Annotated in this window: 13 protein-coding genes and 1 tRNA gene; 7 read left to right on the top strand and 7 right to left on the bottom strand. The window is 62.3% G+C overall.

Annotated features, from left to right (window positions below; all coding sequences use genetic code 11):
* Positions 1-90 precede the first annotated feature (90 nt).
* Entirely contained in the window at positions 91-534 is a 444-nt protein-coding gene (locus AC54AF_RS19295) for a hypothetical protein (protein WP_496637818.1), read from the top strand.
* Between the two features lie 39 nt (positions 535-573).
* On the opposite strand, the gene panC is transcribed toward AC54AF_RS19295, so the two are convergent.
* The 5 genes from panC to metG form a co-directional block, all read right to left on the bottom strand.
* Positions 574-1,413, bottom strand: coding sequence for a pantoate--beta-alanine ligase (gene panC / locus AC54AF_RS19290; RefSeq protein WP_496637817.1), 840 nt, complete (start codon positions 1,411-1,413; stop codon positions 574-576).
* 55 nt (positions 1,414-1,468) lie between these two features.
* Positions 1,469-2,395 (bottom strand): segregation and condensation protein A, encoded by a 927-nt coding sequence (locus tag AC54AF_RS19285; protein ID WP_496637816.1) that lies wholly within the window; start codon positions 2,393-2,395, stop codon positions 1,469-1,471.
* A gap of 17 nt (positions 2,396-2,412) precedes the next feature.
* Positions 2,413-2,622 carry a DUF3460 family protein gene (locus AC54AF_RS19280; protein ID WP_034778041.1) on the bottom strand — a complete coding sequence of 70 codons (210 nt, stop codon included), beginning with the start codon at positions 2,620-2,622 and terminating at the stop codon, positions 2,413-2,415.
* 108 nt (positions 2,623-2,730) lie between these two features.
* On the bottom strand, positions 2,731-3,210 hold the full coding sequence (locus AC54AF_RS19275; protein ID WP_496637856.1) for a GNAT family N-acetyltransferase: 480 nt from the start codon (positions 3,208-3,210) through the stop codon (positions 2,731-2,733).
* Between the two features lie 9 nt (positions 3,211-3,219).
* The gene (gene metG, locus AC54AF_RS19270; RefSeq protein WP_496637815.1) at positions 3,220-5,376 is read right to left on the bottom strand and encodes a methionine--tRNA ligase; all 2,157 of its coding nucleotides are present in this window, start codon (positions 5,374-5,376) and stop codon (positions 3,220-3,222) included.
* 160 nt (positions 5,377-5,536) lie between these two features.
* Here metG and apbC point away from each other — a divergent pair, with 160 nt between their 5' ends.
* The 3 genes from apbC to AC54AF_RS19255 all read left to right on the top strand — a co-directional run bounded on the left by apbC (position 5,537) and on the right by AC54AF_RS19255 (position 9,077).
* On the top strand, positions 5,537-6,625 hold the full coding sequence (gene apbC / locus AC54AF_RS19265; RefSeq protein ID WP_496637814.1) for an iron-sulfur cluster carrier protein ApbC: 1,089 nt from the start codon (positions 5,537-5,539) through the stop codon (positions 6,623-6,625).
* Between the two features lie 219 nt (positions 6,626-6,844).
* Positions 6,845-7,252, top strand: coding sequence for a DUF4399 domain-containing protein (locus AC54AF_RS19260; RefSeq protein WP_496637813.1), 408 nt, complete (start codon positions 6,845-6,847; stop codon positions 7,250-7,252).
* A 139-nt stretch (positions 7,253-7,391) separates the two neighbouring features.
* Positions 7,392-9,077: an alkaline phosphatase family protein gene (locus AC54AF_RS19255; protein WP_496637812.1), complete on the top strand. Its 1,686-nt coding sequence runs from the start codon at positions 7,392-7,394 to the stop codon at positions 9,075-9,077.
* 52 nt (positions 9,078-9,129) lie between these two features.
* On the opposite strand, the gene AC54AF_RS19250 is transcribed toward AC54AF_RS19255, so the two are convergent.
* Both AC54AF_RS19250 and lysA read right to left on the bottom strand, forming a co-directional pair.
* On the bottom strand, positions 9,130-10,701 hold the full coding sequence (locus AC54AF_RS19250; RefSeq protein WP_496637811.1) for a phospholipase D family protein: 1,572 nt from the start codon (positions 10,699-10,701) through the stop codon (positions 9,130-9,132).
* Between the two features lie 63 nt (positions 10,702-10,764).
* Positions 10,765-12,003, bottom strand: a complete 1,239-nt coding sequence (lysA, locus tag AC54AF_RS19245) for a diaminopimelate decarboxylase (protein WP_496637810.1) — start codon at positions 12,001-12,003, stop codon at positions 10,765-10,767.
* Positions 12,004-12,157: 154 nt separating this feature from the next.
* Between lysA and AC54AF_RS19240 the strand changes: the two genes are divergently transcribed.
* The 3 genes from AC54AF_RS19240 (at position 12,158) to AC54AF_RS19230 (ending at position 14,745) form a co-directional block, all read left to right on the top strand.
* Positions 12,158-13,069, top strand: coding sequence for a LysR family transcriptional regulator (locus tag AC54AF_RS19240; RefSeq protein WP_496637809.1), 912 nt, complete (start codon positions 12,158-12,160; stop codon positions 13,067-13,069).
* A 70-nt stretch (positions 13,070-13,139) separates the two neighbouring features.
* The gene (gene gltX / locus AC54AF_RS19235; RefSeq protein WP_496637808.1) at positions 13,140-14,546 is read left to right on the top strand and encodes a glutamate--tRNA ligase; all 1,407 of its coding nucleotides are present in this window, start codon (positions 13,140-13,142) and stop codon (positions 14,544-14,546) included.
* 123 nt (positions 14,547-14,669) lie between these two features.
* Positions 14,670-14,745 (top strand) — tRNA-Ala (locus tag AC54AF_RS19230).
* The last annotated feature ends 121 nt before the right edge of the window (positions 14,746-14,866 follow it).

Here is a 14,866-nt window from a genome sequence, read left to right as displayed (position 1 = left end):
CCAAAGTTAACTTTACATGTCAAATAATTTGGCCCATGATCGCTGCAGTATTCCACCTCTGTCCCCGCCCCCGACAAGAAGGAGCGCACGATGCGCCGAGCACCCGTATTATTTTTCGCCCTGAGCACGGCCCTGAGCACAGTCCTGTTGACGGCGTGTGGCTTGAGCCTTGAACAAACCACTGTCGCCTCTGTCGAGCTGCAGGAACCGCCTGCCGAAGCTGACGGCCGGCATGCCTATCTGCACCGCGTGGGCGGCCATGACTATGTCAGCCTGAGTCAGCATGGCGCCGAGGGCGGCTTGCCGATCCTCGCGGGCACGCAGCGCCATGCGCGCGCCATACGCCTGCTGGCAGCCGATCCGGCCCAGGTCCGGGCCATCCTGCGCAGCCTGAGGCTGCCTGCGAATCAGCGCAAGCTGTGGGCGGGAGAGGAAATCGTGCTCGATGCGGCCAGCTATGACATGTTGCAAGCGGCACGCGGCAGCAACAAGCCGCTGTTTGCCGAACTCAAGCTGGTAGGGATGGAGAAGTAGAGAAAGAAACGGGGCCGAATGGCCCCGTCGAGGTGACGCTTAAATTTCCAGGTTGTCGATCAATCTGGTTTGTCCCAGCTTGGCGGCTGCCAGCACCACCAGCGGTTCGCCGGCGGCCAGTTCGGCGGCGCTCGGCGCCTGCAGGTTGGCGCGCTTGCGCACGGCGATGTAGTCCGATTTCCAGCCGCGGCCGTCCAGCAACCGCATGGCCGCCTGTTCCAGTTCACCGACGGCCAGGTTGCCCTTGCGCACTTCCTCGGCCACGATGGTGAGGCCCTTGTACAGTTCCGGCGCTTCCGCCCGCTCGCTTTCCGACAAGTACATATTGCGCGACGACAAGGCCAGTCCATCGTCTGCCCGGTAGGTTTCGGCAGCGATGATTTCCGTCGGCAGCGCGAACTGGCGCGCCATGTTGCGGATGATCATCAGTTGCTGGTAATCCTTCTTGCCGAACACGGCCACTCTTGGACCCACGCACGAGAACAGCTTGGTGACGACCGTGCACACGCCTTCGAAGAAGCCGGGGCGGAATTCCCCTTCCAGGGTATTGCCCAGGTCATCGGGCGGGCGCACGCGGTATTCCTGCGGTTCCGGGTACAGTTCCTTTTCCGTTGGCGCGAACAGCACGTACACGCCTTCCTTTTCCAGCTTGGCGATGTCGGCCGCCATGGTGCGCGGATATTTCTCGAAGTCTTCGTTCGGGCCGAATTGCAGGCGGTTGACGAAGATCGAGGCGACGACGGGGTCGCCATGCTTGCGCGCCAGGCGCATCAGCGACAGATGGCCTTCATGCAGGTTGCCCATGGTGGGGACGAACGCCGTGCGCAGCTGTCCGCTGAGCTGGTCGCGCAATTCTTCGATGTCGGAAATAATTTTCATGGATTGCTTTCGCTAAAACCCCGTTGTACGGTGGTCAGTGACAAAGGGAAGGATATCAGGCGGGCGAATAGGCCAGCCGGACGTAGATGGGGGCAAACGGTTCTGCCTGCGTGATTTCGATCAGGGTTTCCTTGGCCAGTTCAAGCAGGGCCACGAAGTTGACCACCACCACGGGCACGCCGCCGGCGATGTCGAACAGCTCGCTGAACTCGACAAAGCGCGACGATTGCAAATGGCGCAGGATGCTCGACATATGCTCGCGCACGGACAGTTCCTGGCGGCTGATGCGGTGATGCTGGGTCAGCTTGGCGCGTTTCAGCACGTCGAGCCACGCCTGCTGCAAGTCCACCGGTTCCACGTCGGGCCAGGTGGGCGTCAGGCTTTGCTCGATGAAAATCTGCGTGCGCACGAAATCGCGCTCGAACTGGGGAATGGCGTTCAGGTCGTAGGCGGCCAGCTTGATCTGCTCGTACTCGAGCAGACGGCGCACCAGCTCGGCACGGGGATCGCCGCCATCTTCCTCGACGTCACTCTTGCGTGAAGGCAAGAGCATGCGCGACTTGATCTCGATCAGCATGGCGGCCATCAACAAATACTCGGCGGCCAGTTCCAGGTTGCGCACGCGGATCTGGTCGACATATTTCAGATATTGCAGGGTCACCTGCGCCATCGGAATATCGAGAATGTTGAAGTTTTGCTTGCGGATCAGGTAGAGCAGCAAGTCGAGCGGGCCTTCGAAGGCTTCGAGGAAGATTTCCAGCGCGTCCGGCGGAATGTACAAATCCGTCGGCATGCGCAGCATCGGCTCGCCATACAGGCGGGCGATGCCCAGCGGGTCGGCGGCGGGTGCCGCCTCCGTGGTTGCCGATGCTGCAGGGTCGCCGCTGCCGTCGCCGCTAGCGACGGGTTCGGGCAACGCGATGACTGCGCCGGTACCGGAAGCGTCGGCTTCCGGCGTGACTGCAGACTCTTCAGGCAACATCGTGCCGGTTCCAGATATTAGTTCTTGTTCTGGTAAACGTAAGCCTGTTGCTTGACGGCCGACGCCAACTGGCGTTCCTGCTCATCGATGCTGACGGCCGGCTTGTCCCACAGCAGGGCGCGGCCCGCTTGCTGGCCCGCTTCCATGCCAGGATTCTTGGCCTTCAGTTCGGCGATGAACAGGGTGTGGTCGGATACGTAGTTGTTGTGTTTTGCAGGCAGTTTCATATTCTCTTCTGAGTGTCTTATGGGTAAGGTCAGCCGGCCGTATTTTACCGCGCCATGCTGCTTGGCGGGTTGTTGTATCGGCAAGTCCAGGGGTGAAATTGCTAAAAATCAATAACGTAGCAACCGCCGCATCACCATCGGTGCCGGTTCGGCGGGGTTGGCGTGCGAATATTCCAGTTCTTCGGCCAGGTCGAATTCGAAGGCCGCATAAAAATCGATCAGTTTGCGCTGGTCTCGCCGCACGGCCAGGCGCAATTCCTCGGCCTGGCACGACAGGCCGTGATGAATGATGGCTTCGAGCAAGTGCTGCGAGACGTGGCTGCCCCGGTAGGCGGGCAGCACGCCCATGCGTGAAATCTTCCAGATGGCGGGGTCGCTGTCGAGCGGCATCCAGCGCAGCGAACCGGCTGGAATGTCGTCGATCAGCAACACAAAACCGCCGCCGTGGCGCAATTGCTCTGCCACCTGCTGCGCCGTCTCGTGGTGTCCACTGGACGAGGCGACCACCTTGCCGGCCCACGCGGCGCGGGTCAGCTCGGCCATCAGCTGTGCATCGGCATTCGTTGCTTCGCGCACCACGATATTCATCATCGGTCCTTAGCGGATGCGCATGCCAGGTTCGGCGCCCGGCCATGGGTTCAGGATGTAGATGCCGGGATTGGCCTTCTCGTCGGCGGCGGAGGCCGCCATGACCATGCCCTCGGAAATGCCGAACTTCATCTTGCGCGGCGCCAGGTTGGCCACCAGCACCGTCAGCTTGCCAACCAGCTCTTCCGGCTGGTACGCCGAACGGATGCCCGAAAACACATTGCGCAAACGGCCTTCGCCCGCATCCAGGGTCAGGCGCAGCAGCTTGTCGGAACCTTCGACCAGTTCGCAGTTGACGATTTTCGCGATGCGCAGGTCAACCTTGAGGAAGTCGTCGATCTTGATTTCGGGCGCCAGTTCCTCGATGGCGGCAGCGGCAATGGCTGGCGCGGCGGCATCGTTGGCGGCATCGCCAGCGGGCGCGGCAATGGCGGCGGCCGCTTGCGGCGCATCGAACAGCGCTTCGATCATCTTCGCATCCATGCGCGTCATCAAATGGCTGTAGGCGCCGATGGTGCGGCCCAGCATGCTGTTCGAGACGGCGTCGCCGAACACTTGCGTATCCGCCCAGGTGAATTGCTCGTCGTTGAGGAACGATGCCACGTTCTTCGCCACGCCCGGCAGGACCGGCGACAGCAGGATCGTCAGCTGGCGGAACAGGATCAGGGCCGTGGTGCACACGTCGTGCAGCTCGGCCGTTTTGTCCGCATCCTTGGCGAGGATCCACGGCTTGTTTTCATCGACATACTGGTTGGTGATGTCGGCGATTTCCATGATTTCGCGCAAGGCCTTGCCGAATTCGCGGTTTTCAAAGTGCGCAGCGATGCTGGCCTGGCGCTCGACGATGACGCCGTTGACGTCCACCGTCAGGGCGCGGTTGATCCAGCTTTGCGCGCCTTCCGACAGCGTCGATGCCAGCTTGCCGTCGAAACGCTTGGCGATGAAGCCGGCGCAGCGGCTGGCGATGTTCACGTACTTGCCGATCAGGTCACTGTTCACGCGGGCGACAAAATCTTCGCCGTTGAAGTCCAGGTCTTCCACTTTCGAGTTCAGCTTGAAGGCGATGTAGTAGCGCAGCCATTCCGGGTTCATGCCCAGGTCCAGGTAGCGCAGCGGCGAGATGCCCGTGCCGCGCGACTTCGACATTTTCTCGTTGTTGACCGTCAGGAAGCCGTGAACGTTGACTTTCAGTTTATCGATCACCGGGTGATTGGCGAACTTCAGCATGGCGGGCCAGAACAGCAAATGGAAGGAAACGATGTCCTTGCCAATGAAGTGGATCTGTTCCGTCGACGGGTCATTCAGGAAGGCGTCGAAATCGATGCCTTTCTTGTCGCAATAGTTTTTCAGGCTGGCTAGGTAACCGACGGGCGCATCCATCCACACATAGAAGAATTTACCTGGCGCATCGGGAATCGGGATGCCGAAGTAGGGCGCATCGCGCGAGATATCCCAGTCGGCCAGCTTTTCACCCGCTTCGCCCAGCCATTCGCTGACCTTGTTGACCATTTCCGGCTGCAAGCGGCCTGGCGTATTCAGCCAGCTTTTCAGGAATTCGAAGCAGCGCGGGTCGGACAGCTTGAAGAAATACTGTTCCGACGGCTTCATCACGGGCGTCGCATTGGTAAACACGGAGAACGGATTGACCAGGTCGGTCGGCTGATAGGCCGCGCCGCACACTTCGCAATTGTCGCCATACTGGTTCTTGGCGCCGCATTTCGGGCATTCGCCCTTGATGTTGCGGTCGGCCAGGAACATGCCCTTGACCGGATCGAAGAAGCGGTCGACGGTTTTCGTGACGATCAGGCCCGTATCGCGCAGTTTGCGGTAGATCGATTGCGACAGGTCGACGTTTTCCGGCGAATCGGTCGAATACCAGTTGTCGAAGGCGATATGGAAGCCATCGAGGTACTGGGCGCGGCCGGCGGCGATGTTGGCGACGAATTGCTGCGGCGTGATGCCTTCCTTTTCGGCGGCGATCATGATGGGCGTGCCATGCGTATCGTCGGCGCCCACAAAGTGCACTTCACGGCCGGCTGCGCCATCGCGTTGCATTCGCTGGAACCGGACCCAGATATCGGCCTGGATGTATTCCATGATGTGGCCAATGTGAAAAGCGGCGTTTGCGTAAGGCAGGGCAGTGGTGACGAACAGCTTGCGAGTCATGATTGATGCACTTTTGGGATGGATAATAGGTCATTTTAACAGCGGAAAGGCAATATGAGCAGATGCCGCGCCGGCAAGTGATGCTTTTGCCGCCATCGCGCCCTGCAAATTTGCGCTAGACTGCGCGTATTGCACATATGTAGTACACACGGAGATTTACATGAGCATCACAGTAGAAGACGTCAAGGCCGCGCTGGCCCAGGTTATTGATCCAAATACACATAAAGATTTCGTTTCCAGCAAAACCGTCAAGAATCTGAAGGTCGATGGCGATGATATTTCGCTCGACATCGAGCTGGGCTACCCCGCCAAAAGCCAGATCGACCTGATCCGCAAGTCCGTGCTGGCCGCCCTGCGCGTGCTGCCGGGCGTGGGCAACGTCAGCGTGGGCGTGTCGTCGAAAATCATTTCGCACACGGTGCAGCGCGGCTTGAAGCCGATGAGCAACGTGAAAAACATCATTGCCGTCGCCTCCGGCAAGGGTGGCGTGGGTAAATCGACCACAGCCGTCAACCTGGCCCTGGCCCTGGCCGCCGAAGGCGCCACCGTCGGCATGCTCGACGCCGACATCTATGGCCCGTCGCAGCCGATGATGCTGGGCATTAGCGGTCAGCCGAAGACCCTCGATGGCAAGAGCATGGAACCGATGGAAAACCACGGCCTGCAAGTGTCGTCGATCGGCTTCATGATCGATCCGGACGAGCCGATGGTGTGGCGCGGCCCGATGGTCACGCAAGCCTTGCAGCAACTGCTGGACCAGACCAACTGGCGCGACCTCGATTATTTGATCGTCGACATGCCGCCAGGCACGGGCGACATCCAGCTGACCCTGTCGCAGAAAGTGCCCGTCACCGGCGCCGTCATCGTCACGACGCCGCAGGACATCGCGCTGCTGGACGCGCGCAAGGGTCTCAAAATGTTCGAGAAAGTCGGCATTCCGATTTTGGGCGTGGTGGAAAACATGAGCACGCACATCTGCTCGAACTGCGGCCATGCGGAAGAAATCTTCGGCGCCGGCGGCGGCGCGAAGATGTGCGCGGACTTCGGCGTGGAATTCCTCGGCGCTTTGCCGCTGACCATGGCGATCCGCCAGCAGACGGATTCGGGCACGCCCACCGTCGTGGCCGAGCCCGATGGCCCCGTCGCCGCCATCTACAAGCAGATCGCCCGCACCATCGCGATCAAGGTGGCGGAAAAGGCGAAGGATATGACCAGCAAGTTCCCGAGCATCGTCATCAAGAACGATTAGCGGCTGGGTGGCCTTGCAAACCTACTGCGCAGCTCACTTTCGGGTCGGCGTTACTCACCGTACTAAAGTACGGTTGCGTTACTCAACCCGATATTGAGCTTGCTCGCTACGGTTTTCAAGACCACCGTGGCACCATTGGATTCACTCTTCCACGGCGCCACGACCGGCAGGAATATGGTTTCATGCAGTCCGTGTTGTTACTAAACAAGAGGAGACATCATGCAATTGACCACCGTATTCCTGCGCCAAGCCGCCGTCGCGATTGCCGGTACCCTGCTGGCCGCCAGCGCTTTCGCCCAATCCGTTTCGTTCGTGGAACCGGCTGACGGCGCCACCGTCAGCAGTCCGTTCAAGGTGAAATTTGCCGTCAAGGGCATGGACGTCAAGCCGGCCGGCGACATGACGGTCAAGACGGGCCACCATCATTTGCTCATCAATATCGGGCCGATGAGGGCGGGCGAGATGATCCCCATGGACGAAAAACATTTGCATTTCGGCAAAGGCCAGACGGAAACGGACGTCACCTTGCCGCCGGGCCAGTACACCCTGACCATGCAGTTCGCCAACGGCGCGCACCAGTCGTATGGGCCGGAGTTGAGCAAAAGCATCAAGGTGACGGTCAAGTAATCGCGCATATTGATTCATGTCGGCATCAGGCCGGGTTCCAGCGATGGAGCCCGGCCTTTTTCATGGTATTGCTTTTTGTCATCATTACGTCATATAGTCGGCGTATGCTGCCCGGTGGCCTAACTTTTGATGAGCGGATATGACGAAAAATTTCTCCCTTTCCCGGCAACTGGCGCAGGCGCTGCTGCTGGTGGCCAGCGTGGCGGCATGCCAGGCGCATGCGGCCAAGGCCGCTCCTGTCGCTGCCGCCACGGCGGCGCAGCCGAAGCTGGTGGTGGTATTGGTCGTGGACGGCTTGCCGCAGGAACAGGTGACGCGCTACCGCGACCAGTTCGGCCAGGGCGGTTTCCGCCGCCTGCTGGAGCAGGGCGCGTGGTTCAGCGATGCGCACCAGGCGCATGGCATCACGGTCACCGCCATCGGCCACTCGGCCGTGCTGTCGGGCGCCTACCCGTACCAGCATGGCGTGATCGGCAATAACTGGATCGATCCCGTGACGAAAAAATCCGTGTACTGCACCGAGGATGGCAATTTCCACTACATCGGCGAAGACACGCAGCCCGATGACGGCACGGCGCCGACCAAGCTGCGCGTGAGCACCCTGGGCGACGAACTGCGCTATTCCACGGGCGACCAGGCCAAAGTCGTCACCGTGTCGGGCAAGGACCGGGGCGCCATCCTGCTGGCCGGGAAAACGGGCACGGCGTATATGTACATGGAAAAGACGGGCAATTTCGCCAGCAGCACCTATTACATGCAGCAGCATCCGCAATGGGTGCAGCGCTACCAGGCCACCAGGCCGCAGGATCGCTACTATGGCAAGAGCTGGACGCCGCTGCTGGCCGATTCGGCCTATGCGCGCGACGCCCGTGATGATCTGGTGGCGGCCAAGCCGGGCACGCGCAACACCTTCCCGTTCGCCTACTACAGCGACAGCGGCAAGCTCGATGGCGAGTACTACAGCCGCTTGAAGTCCGGCCCCTTCCTCGATGAACTGACGCTGGAATTCGCCCGCGCCGCCATCGATGGCGAAAACCTGGGCCACAACCCGGCCGGCGTCCCTGATATCCTGGGCGTGAGCCTGTCCGCGCACGATTACGTGAACCATGCCTACGGCCCGGAAAGCAAGATGTCGCACGACCACCTGCAGCGCCTGGACCGCATGCTGGCCGGCTTCTTTGCCGACCTGGATAAAAAAGTCGGCATGGACAACGTGCTGGTGGTGCTGACGGCCGACCATGGCTTTGCCAACGTGCCGGAATTTGCCGAAACGCGGGGCTTTTCCGCCAGGCGCATCGACGGCGCCAAACTGGTCGATGCCTTGAACCGGCACCTGGCGACAAACCTGGGCATCGATAAACTGGTGACGACGTCGTCGCTGCCGAATATCTACCTCGACTACGCGCTGGCGGAAAAGAGCGGCGTCCATCGCGCCGCCCTGGAAGACGCGGCGGCCCGCTTCCTGCTGCAGCAGGACGGCCTGGCGCAAGTCTACACGCGCACGCAGATGGAAACGGGGGCGGTGGCCACGCGCATGGACACCCTGATGCGCCGCGCCTGGAACCGCCAACTGTCGGGCGACCTGATGGTCGTCACCAAGCCGGCCTGGTACTTCGGCAAGGGCAGCGGCGGCACCTCGCACGGCACGCCGTACACGTATGACACCAACGTGCCGCTGATGGTGTTCGGTCCCCGCTGGATCAAGCCGGGCGCCTATGGCCAGTATGCGGAAGTGGTCGATATCGCGCCTACGCTGGCCCATCTGCTGCGCATACGCCAGCCGTCGGCGTCGGAAGGGCGGGTGTTGACGGAAGCGGTGCGGTAGGTCGGATTAGCGGCGAAGCCGCGTAATCCGACAACATCGTTGGTCAAGCCGCTTACAGCAGCCAGTCGATCGGCAGCACCGACAGAATCGATACTCCCATGCGCTTCCACACGCTGGTGCCCGGTTCCGTGTCGTAGCGCGTGGTGGCGCCGCTGGCGTCGCGGGACAGCCAGTACAGCGCGCCGTCGTCGCCAAGCAGTACCTGGTAGGCGCGTTGCGGGATGGTGGTGCGCATGGCTTGCCCCAGCTGGCTGGCCAGCGCGGGGCTGTCGATGACGAGGCCCATTTCCGTGTTCAATGTGATCGAGCGCGGGTCGAAGTTGAACGAGCCGACAAAGATGCGCGTGTCATCGACGGCAAAGGTCTTCGCATGCAGGCTTGAGGCGGAACTGCCCAGGTGGCCTGGCTGTGCGCGCGCATCGCCCCGTTCCCACGAGCGGCGCGATTCATACAGCAGCACGCCCGCTTCCAGCAGCGGTTTTCTCCACTTCGCATAGCCCGCATGCACGGCCGCCACGTCGGTCGCTTCCAGCGCATTCGTCAGGATGCGCACGCCCACGCCTTTTTGTGCCAGGTCGGTGAAGGCTTGCGTGCCGGATTTGCCAGGCACGAAGTACGGCGACACGAGGTCCACTTCCTTTTCCGGCACGCCCAGCAGGCTTTGCAGGTTTTCCGCCACGCCCGTGCCGGGCCGGGCCTTGTCCAGCACCTTGGCCGGGTCGTCGCTGACCATGCGCGTCTGCGCCCATTCGAAGGGCAGGGTGCGTTCCATCATCTGCCTGACGAAGGGCGAAGTGCGCAGCGCCTGCACGTATTCCTCGGCCGCCCTGGTGTCGTCGATGCGGTCCGCTTCGGCGGCGATGGTGGCCGCGTCGCCGTCGACTGGGCTGGTCAGCAGCAGCCTGGCCGGGTAGGCCGAGGCACTGTTCCAGTAGCGGTCGAAATCCTGCGAGACGTCGTCGACGACGGGGCCGACGGCCAGCACGTCAAGGTCGGCAAACAGCACGTCGCCGGCCGCGCCAAAATACTCATCGCCCACATTGCGCCCGCCGACGATGGTGGCCTGGTTGTCTGCCGTGAACGATTTATTGTGCATGCGCCGGTTGAGGCGGGAAAAATCGGCGGCAAAGGCCAGCGCGCGCGGCGCGCGGGGCACGAAGGGGTTGAACAGGCGGATTTCGATATTCGCCTGCTTGCCCAGCATCGTCAAGGTCTGGTCCAGGCCTGCCGTGTTGTTATCGTCGAGCAGCAGGCGCACGCGCACGCCCCGTTCGGCCGCCTGGCGCAGGGCGTCGAACAGCAGGGTGCCCGTGATGTCTTTGTGCCAGATGTAGTACTGCACGTCCAGGCTGCGCTGGGCCGCGGCGGCCAGCAGGGCGCGCGCGGCAAAGGCGTCGCGTCCATCGGCCAGCGGATAAATGCCGGACACGCCGGGATGCTGCGCCACCATGGGCGCGATGGCCATGGCCAGTCGGGTATGCTTTGTGTCGGCGATGACGGTCGACGTGCTGCGGCCTTCCAGCGAAGGCAGTGAAGCGCAGCCGGCGAGGACGGCGGACAGCAGCAGGGGCAGCAGAGGCAGCAGAAAAACGCCGCTGCGGCGGGCAAGGGTGGTGGCGGGCATGGCGGGCTTTCATCGAATTGCCTCGATGTTAGCAGATGCGCATGCCCGCACGCGGGCGCGGTTTTACAGTTGTTCCAGCGCGATCAGCTCGGCCACCGTCTGGCGGCGGCGGATCAAACGGGATTGCCCCCCATCGACCAGGTATTCGGCCGCATGCGGGCGGCTGTTGTAGTTCGACGACATCGACGCGCCATACGCGCCCGCGCCTTCGAACACGACGTAGTCGCCCACCTGCGCTGCGGGCAACAAGCGGGTTTCGACCACGCCGCCATCGCGCTGGGTAAACACGTCGCCCGATTCGCACAGGGGACCGCCGACCACGGTGGCGTGTTGCGTGTCCAGTGCCCGGCCGTCGTGCGCGATGACCGACATTTCATGGTAGCTGCCGTACATGGCGGGGCGCATCAGTTCATTGAAGCCCGTGTCGAGCAGGGTGAAATGGTTGCCGCCCATTTGCTTGGTGGCGCGCACTTCGGCCACCAGCAGGCCCGCGTCGGCCACGAGGAAGCGGCCCGGTTCGATTTCCAGGTGCACGGCGTGGCCCAGGTGCGCCTCGATCTGCTTGCGCGCCGCATCCCACAGCTGGAAGTAGTGGTCCGTGTCGACCGGCTGCTCGCCTTCGCGGTAAGGCACGGACAGGCCGCCGCCCGTGGAAATGGCTTCGATATCGTGGCCCATGTTTTTCACCAGGTCGACCATGGTGCCGCAGACGGTTTCCAGGTGGCTGTAGTCGACGCCCGAGCCGATGTGCATGTGCAGGCCCACCAGGTGCAGGCCATGCGCGCGGATGACGGCCAGCGCCTCTGGCAGCTCTTCATGCCAGATACCGTGCTTGCTGTTTTCGCCGCCCGTATTGGTCTTGTTGCTGTGGCCATGGCCATAGCCGGGATTGATGCGCAGCCAGACGCGGTGGCCGGGTGACACGGGGCCAAGCTGGCGCAGCATGTCGACGGAGCCGCAATTGACTTCGATCTTGGCCGCCGCCACGCGCGCCAGGGTGGCGCGGTCGAACAGGTCGCAGGTGAACACCACGCCGGCGGCGCCGTTCGTTTGCGCCGGCGTGAAGCCTGCCTGCAGCGCGCGCTCGATCTCGCCCAGCGAGACGGCGTCCACGTGCACGCCCGCCTCACGCATCAAGGTGAGCAGATGGATGTTCGAGTTGGCCTTTTGCGCGAAACGGACCGTGTCGAACTGCGCCAGCTGGGCGATGCGCGCGCGGATGGTGGCCGCGTCATACACCCACAGGGGCGTGCCGTGTTCCTGGGCGAGTTGGGCGAGGGTGGCGTCTGGCACTGGTTTCATGGTGGTTGTCTTTATCGTGTGATGGGTGGTGTCGGAGGTGGTGTCGGATTACGCGCTTTGCGCTAATCCGACCTACGTGCCGATCATGATGCGGGTTTTCTTTGTAAACATAAAATATCCATTTAGGGTTACCTTATTCATTTATGATATGAGCATGACTATCTCATTGCGCCATATCGAGGTCTTCCGCGCCATCATGACGACGGGCGGCGTGACGGCCGCCGCCACGATGCTGCATACGTCGCAGCCCACCGTCAGCCGCGAGCTGGCGCGCCTCGAGCATTTGACGGGTTTGACCCTGTTCGAGCGCGAACGGGGGCGGCTGCGCCCGACGGCCCAGGCGCTGCAGCTGTTCGAGGAAGTGCAGCGCGCGTATTTCGGCCTGGAGCGCATCGTCAGCACGGCGGCGGCCCTGCGCCAGTTCGACCAGGGGCAGTTGTCGATCGCCTGCCTGCCCGTGTTTTCCCAGTCGCTGCTGCCGCAGGCGTGCAAGCGCTTCGTCGCCGATTTTCCGAACGTGAGCATCAGCATCACGCCGCAGGAGTCGCCGCTGCTGGAAGAGTGGCTGTCGGCGCAGCGCCACGATATCGGCCTGACGGAAGTGGGCAATGCGCCGCCGGGCACCGTGTTTGACGTGTTGATGTCCGTCGATGAAGTGTGCGTGCTGCCCGACGGCCATGCGCTCGCTGGCAAGGCCGTGCTGCAGCCGGCCGACTTCGCGGGCCAGTCTTTCATCAGCCTGGCCGCCGTCGATCCCTACCGCCAGCAGATCGACGCCATCTTCGCGCAGGCAGGCGTGGAGCGGCGCATGGCGCTCGACACGCACAGCGCCGCTTCCGTCTGCGCGATGGTGCGCGAAGGCGTGGGCCTGGCCATCGTCAATCCGCTCACGGCGCTCGATTACGCGGGGCAGGGCTTGCAGATCCGCCGCTTCGGCGTATCCCTGCCGTTCACCGTAAACCTGGTCAAGCCCCTGCACCGGCCCTTGTCGCAACTGGTCGCCCTGTTCGAGCAGGCCCTGCATGCGCAGGCGGAGGACGTAAAAAGGCGCTTGCTGCAGCTGTGACGGTGCTTGTGGAGCGGCGGCGGTCAACAGAGTAAAATGGCGTTTTACTTATTCAAGCCTGACTACTTCGATGACCACAACCGCTACTCCCGTCCGCACCCGTTTCGCTCCCAGCCCGACCGGCTATCTGCACCTGGGCGGCGCCCGCACCGCCTTGTACAGCTGGGCGTATGCCCGTCACTTCGGCGGCACTTTCGTGCTGCGCATCGAAGACACGGACGTGGAGCGCTCCACGCCGGAAGCGGTGCAAGCCATCATCGAAGGCATGAAGTGGCTGGGCCTGGACCACGACGAAGGCCCGTTCTACCAGATGGCCCGCATGGACCGCTACCGCGAGGTGGTGGCGCAGATGCTGGCCGAAGGTACTGCATACCACTGCTACTCCTCGCCCGACGAAGTCGAAGCGATGCGCGAGCGCATGCGCGCCGCCGGCGAAAAGCCACGCTACGACGGCACCTGGCGTCCGGAGCCGGGCAAGACCCTGCCGGCCATCCCTGCCGACCGCAAGCACGTCGTGCGCTTCAAGAATCCGCTCGATGGCGACGTGACGTGGGACGATGTCGTCAAGGGCACGATCACGATTTCGAACCGCGAGCTGGACGACCTGGTGATCGCCCGCCCGGACGGCACGCCGACGTACAACTTCTGCGTGGCCGTCGATGACTGGGACATGCAGATCACCCACGTGATCCGCGGCGACGACCATGTCAACAACACCCCGCGCCAGATCAACATCCTGCGCGCCATCGGCGCTCCGCTGCCGCTGTACGGCCACCTGCCGATGATTTTGGGTGCGGACGGCGAGAAGCTGTCGAAGCGCCACGGCGCCGTCAGCGTGATGGATTACCCGGCGCAGGGCTTTTTGCCGGAAGCGATGCTGAACTACCTGGCGCGCCTGGGCTGGAGCCATGGCGACGATGAAGTGTTTTCGACCGAGCAGTTCTGCGAGTGGTTCAACCTGAACCACCTGTCGAAATCGGCGGCCCAGTTCAACAATGAAAAACTGGCCTGGCTGAACAACCACTATATCAAGCAGGCCGACAACACGCGCCTGGCCGACCTGGCCCGCCCGCAGATGGTTGCCGCCGGCGCCGTCTTCGACGGCGCGCCGGACCTGGCGCAAGTGCTGGGCATGATGAAAGAGCGCGCCAACACCGTCAATGAGCTGGCTGCCGCCTCGATGCTGTTCTTCCGCGCGCCGCAACCGGAAGCAGAGTTGGTAACGCAACACATCACGGATGCCATCAAGCCCGTGCTGGCGCAGTTCGCCGAGCGTATCGCCACGGTAGAGTGGAGCAAGGAAGCCGTCGCCGCCATGATCAAGGAAGTGCTGGCCGCCAACACCATCAAGATGCCGCTGCTGGCCATGCCTTTGCGTTTGATTTTGACGGGCCAGCTGCAGACGCCGGCCATCGACCAGGTGGTGGTGATCTTCGGCCGCGACACCGTGCTGGCGCGCCTGGCAAAGTGGCTGTAAGCATCGCGATCAAATCGTCGTAAAAGAGCGTGCGGAAACCGTCCCTATGAAAAGTTGCTCATAGACGAAAAAGGGTATTTGCAGAGTGAAACTTCTTTGCTATACTCTTGTTTCTGCACCAACGGGGGTATAGCTCAGCTGGGAGAGCGCTTGCATGGCATGCAAGAGGTCAGCGGTTCGATCCCGCTTACCTCCACCAGCAGCAAAATCGCAGCCAGGTTTTGTTAGTCGTTGAAGTGGTGCAGAAGTTGTTTGGAAGTTCCGCGGTCCCCATCGTCTAGAGGCCTAGGACATCACCCTTTCACGGTGAGTACAGGGGT

It is taken from the genome of Janthinobacterium sp. JF4 (assembly GCF_059617925.1).
This window is presented reverse-complemented; position numbering and strand designations above follow the sequence as displayed.

What these genes read in the sequence shown, in the direction of transcription:
- apbC (WP_496637814.1), top strand. Translation starts at nt 5,537, where the DNA reads ATGAGCATCACAGTAGAAGACGTCAAGGCCGCGCTGGCCCAGGTTATT.
- AC54AF_RS19240 (WP_496637809.1), top strand. Translation starts at nt 12,158, where the DNA reads ATGACTATCTCATTGCGCCATATCGAGGTCTTCCGCGCCATCATGACG.
- metG (WP_496637815.1), bottom strand. Translation starts at nt 5,376, where the DNA reads ATGACTCGCAAGCTGTTCGTCACCACTGCCCTGCCTTACGCAAACGCC.
- AC54AF_RS19285 (WP_496637816.1), bottom strand. Translation starts at nt 2,395, where the DNA reads ATGTTGCCTGAAGAGTCTGCAGTCACGCCGGAAGCCGACGCTTCCGGT.
- AC54AF_RS19250 (WP_496637811.1), bottom strand. Translation starts at nt 10,701, where the DNA reads ATGCCCGCCACCACCCTTGCCCGCCGCAGCGGCGTTTTTCTGCTGCCT.
- lysA (WP_496637810.1), bottom strand. Translation starts at nt 12,003, where the DNA reads ATGAAACCAGTGCCAGACGCCACCCTCGCCCAACTCGCCCAGGAACAC.
- AC54AF_RS19260 (WP_496637813.1), top strand. Translation starts at nt 6,845, where the DNA reads ATGCAATTGACCACCGTATTCCTGCGCCAAGCCGCCGTCGCGATTGCC.
- AC54AF_RS19255 (WP_496637812.1), top strand. Translation starts at nt 7,392, where the DNA reads ATGACGAAAAATTTCTCCCTTTCCCGGCAACTGGCGCAGGCGCTGCTG.
- AC54AF_RS19280 (WP_034778041.1), bottom strand. Translation starts at nt 2,622, where the DNA reads ATGAAACTGCCTGCAAAACACAACAACTACGTATCCGACCACACCCTG.
- panC (WP_496637817.1), bottom strand. Translation starts at nt 1,413, where the DNA reads ATGAAAATTATTTCCGACATCGAAGAATTGCGCGACCAGCTCAGCGGA.
- AC54AF_RS19295 (WP_496637818.1), top strand. Translation starts at nt 91, where the DNA reads ATGCGCCGAGCACCCGTATTATTTTTCGCCCTGAGCACGGCCCTGAGC.
- gltX (WP_496637808.1), top strand. Translation starts at nt 13,140, where the DNA reads ATGACCACAACCGCTACTCCCGTCCGCACCCGTTTCGCTCCCAGCCCG.
- AC54AF_RS19275 (WP_496637856.1), bottom strand. Translation starts at nt 3,210, where the DNA reads ATGAATATCGTGGTGCGCGAAGCAACGAATGCCGATGCACAGCTGATG.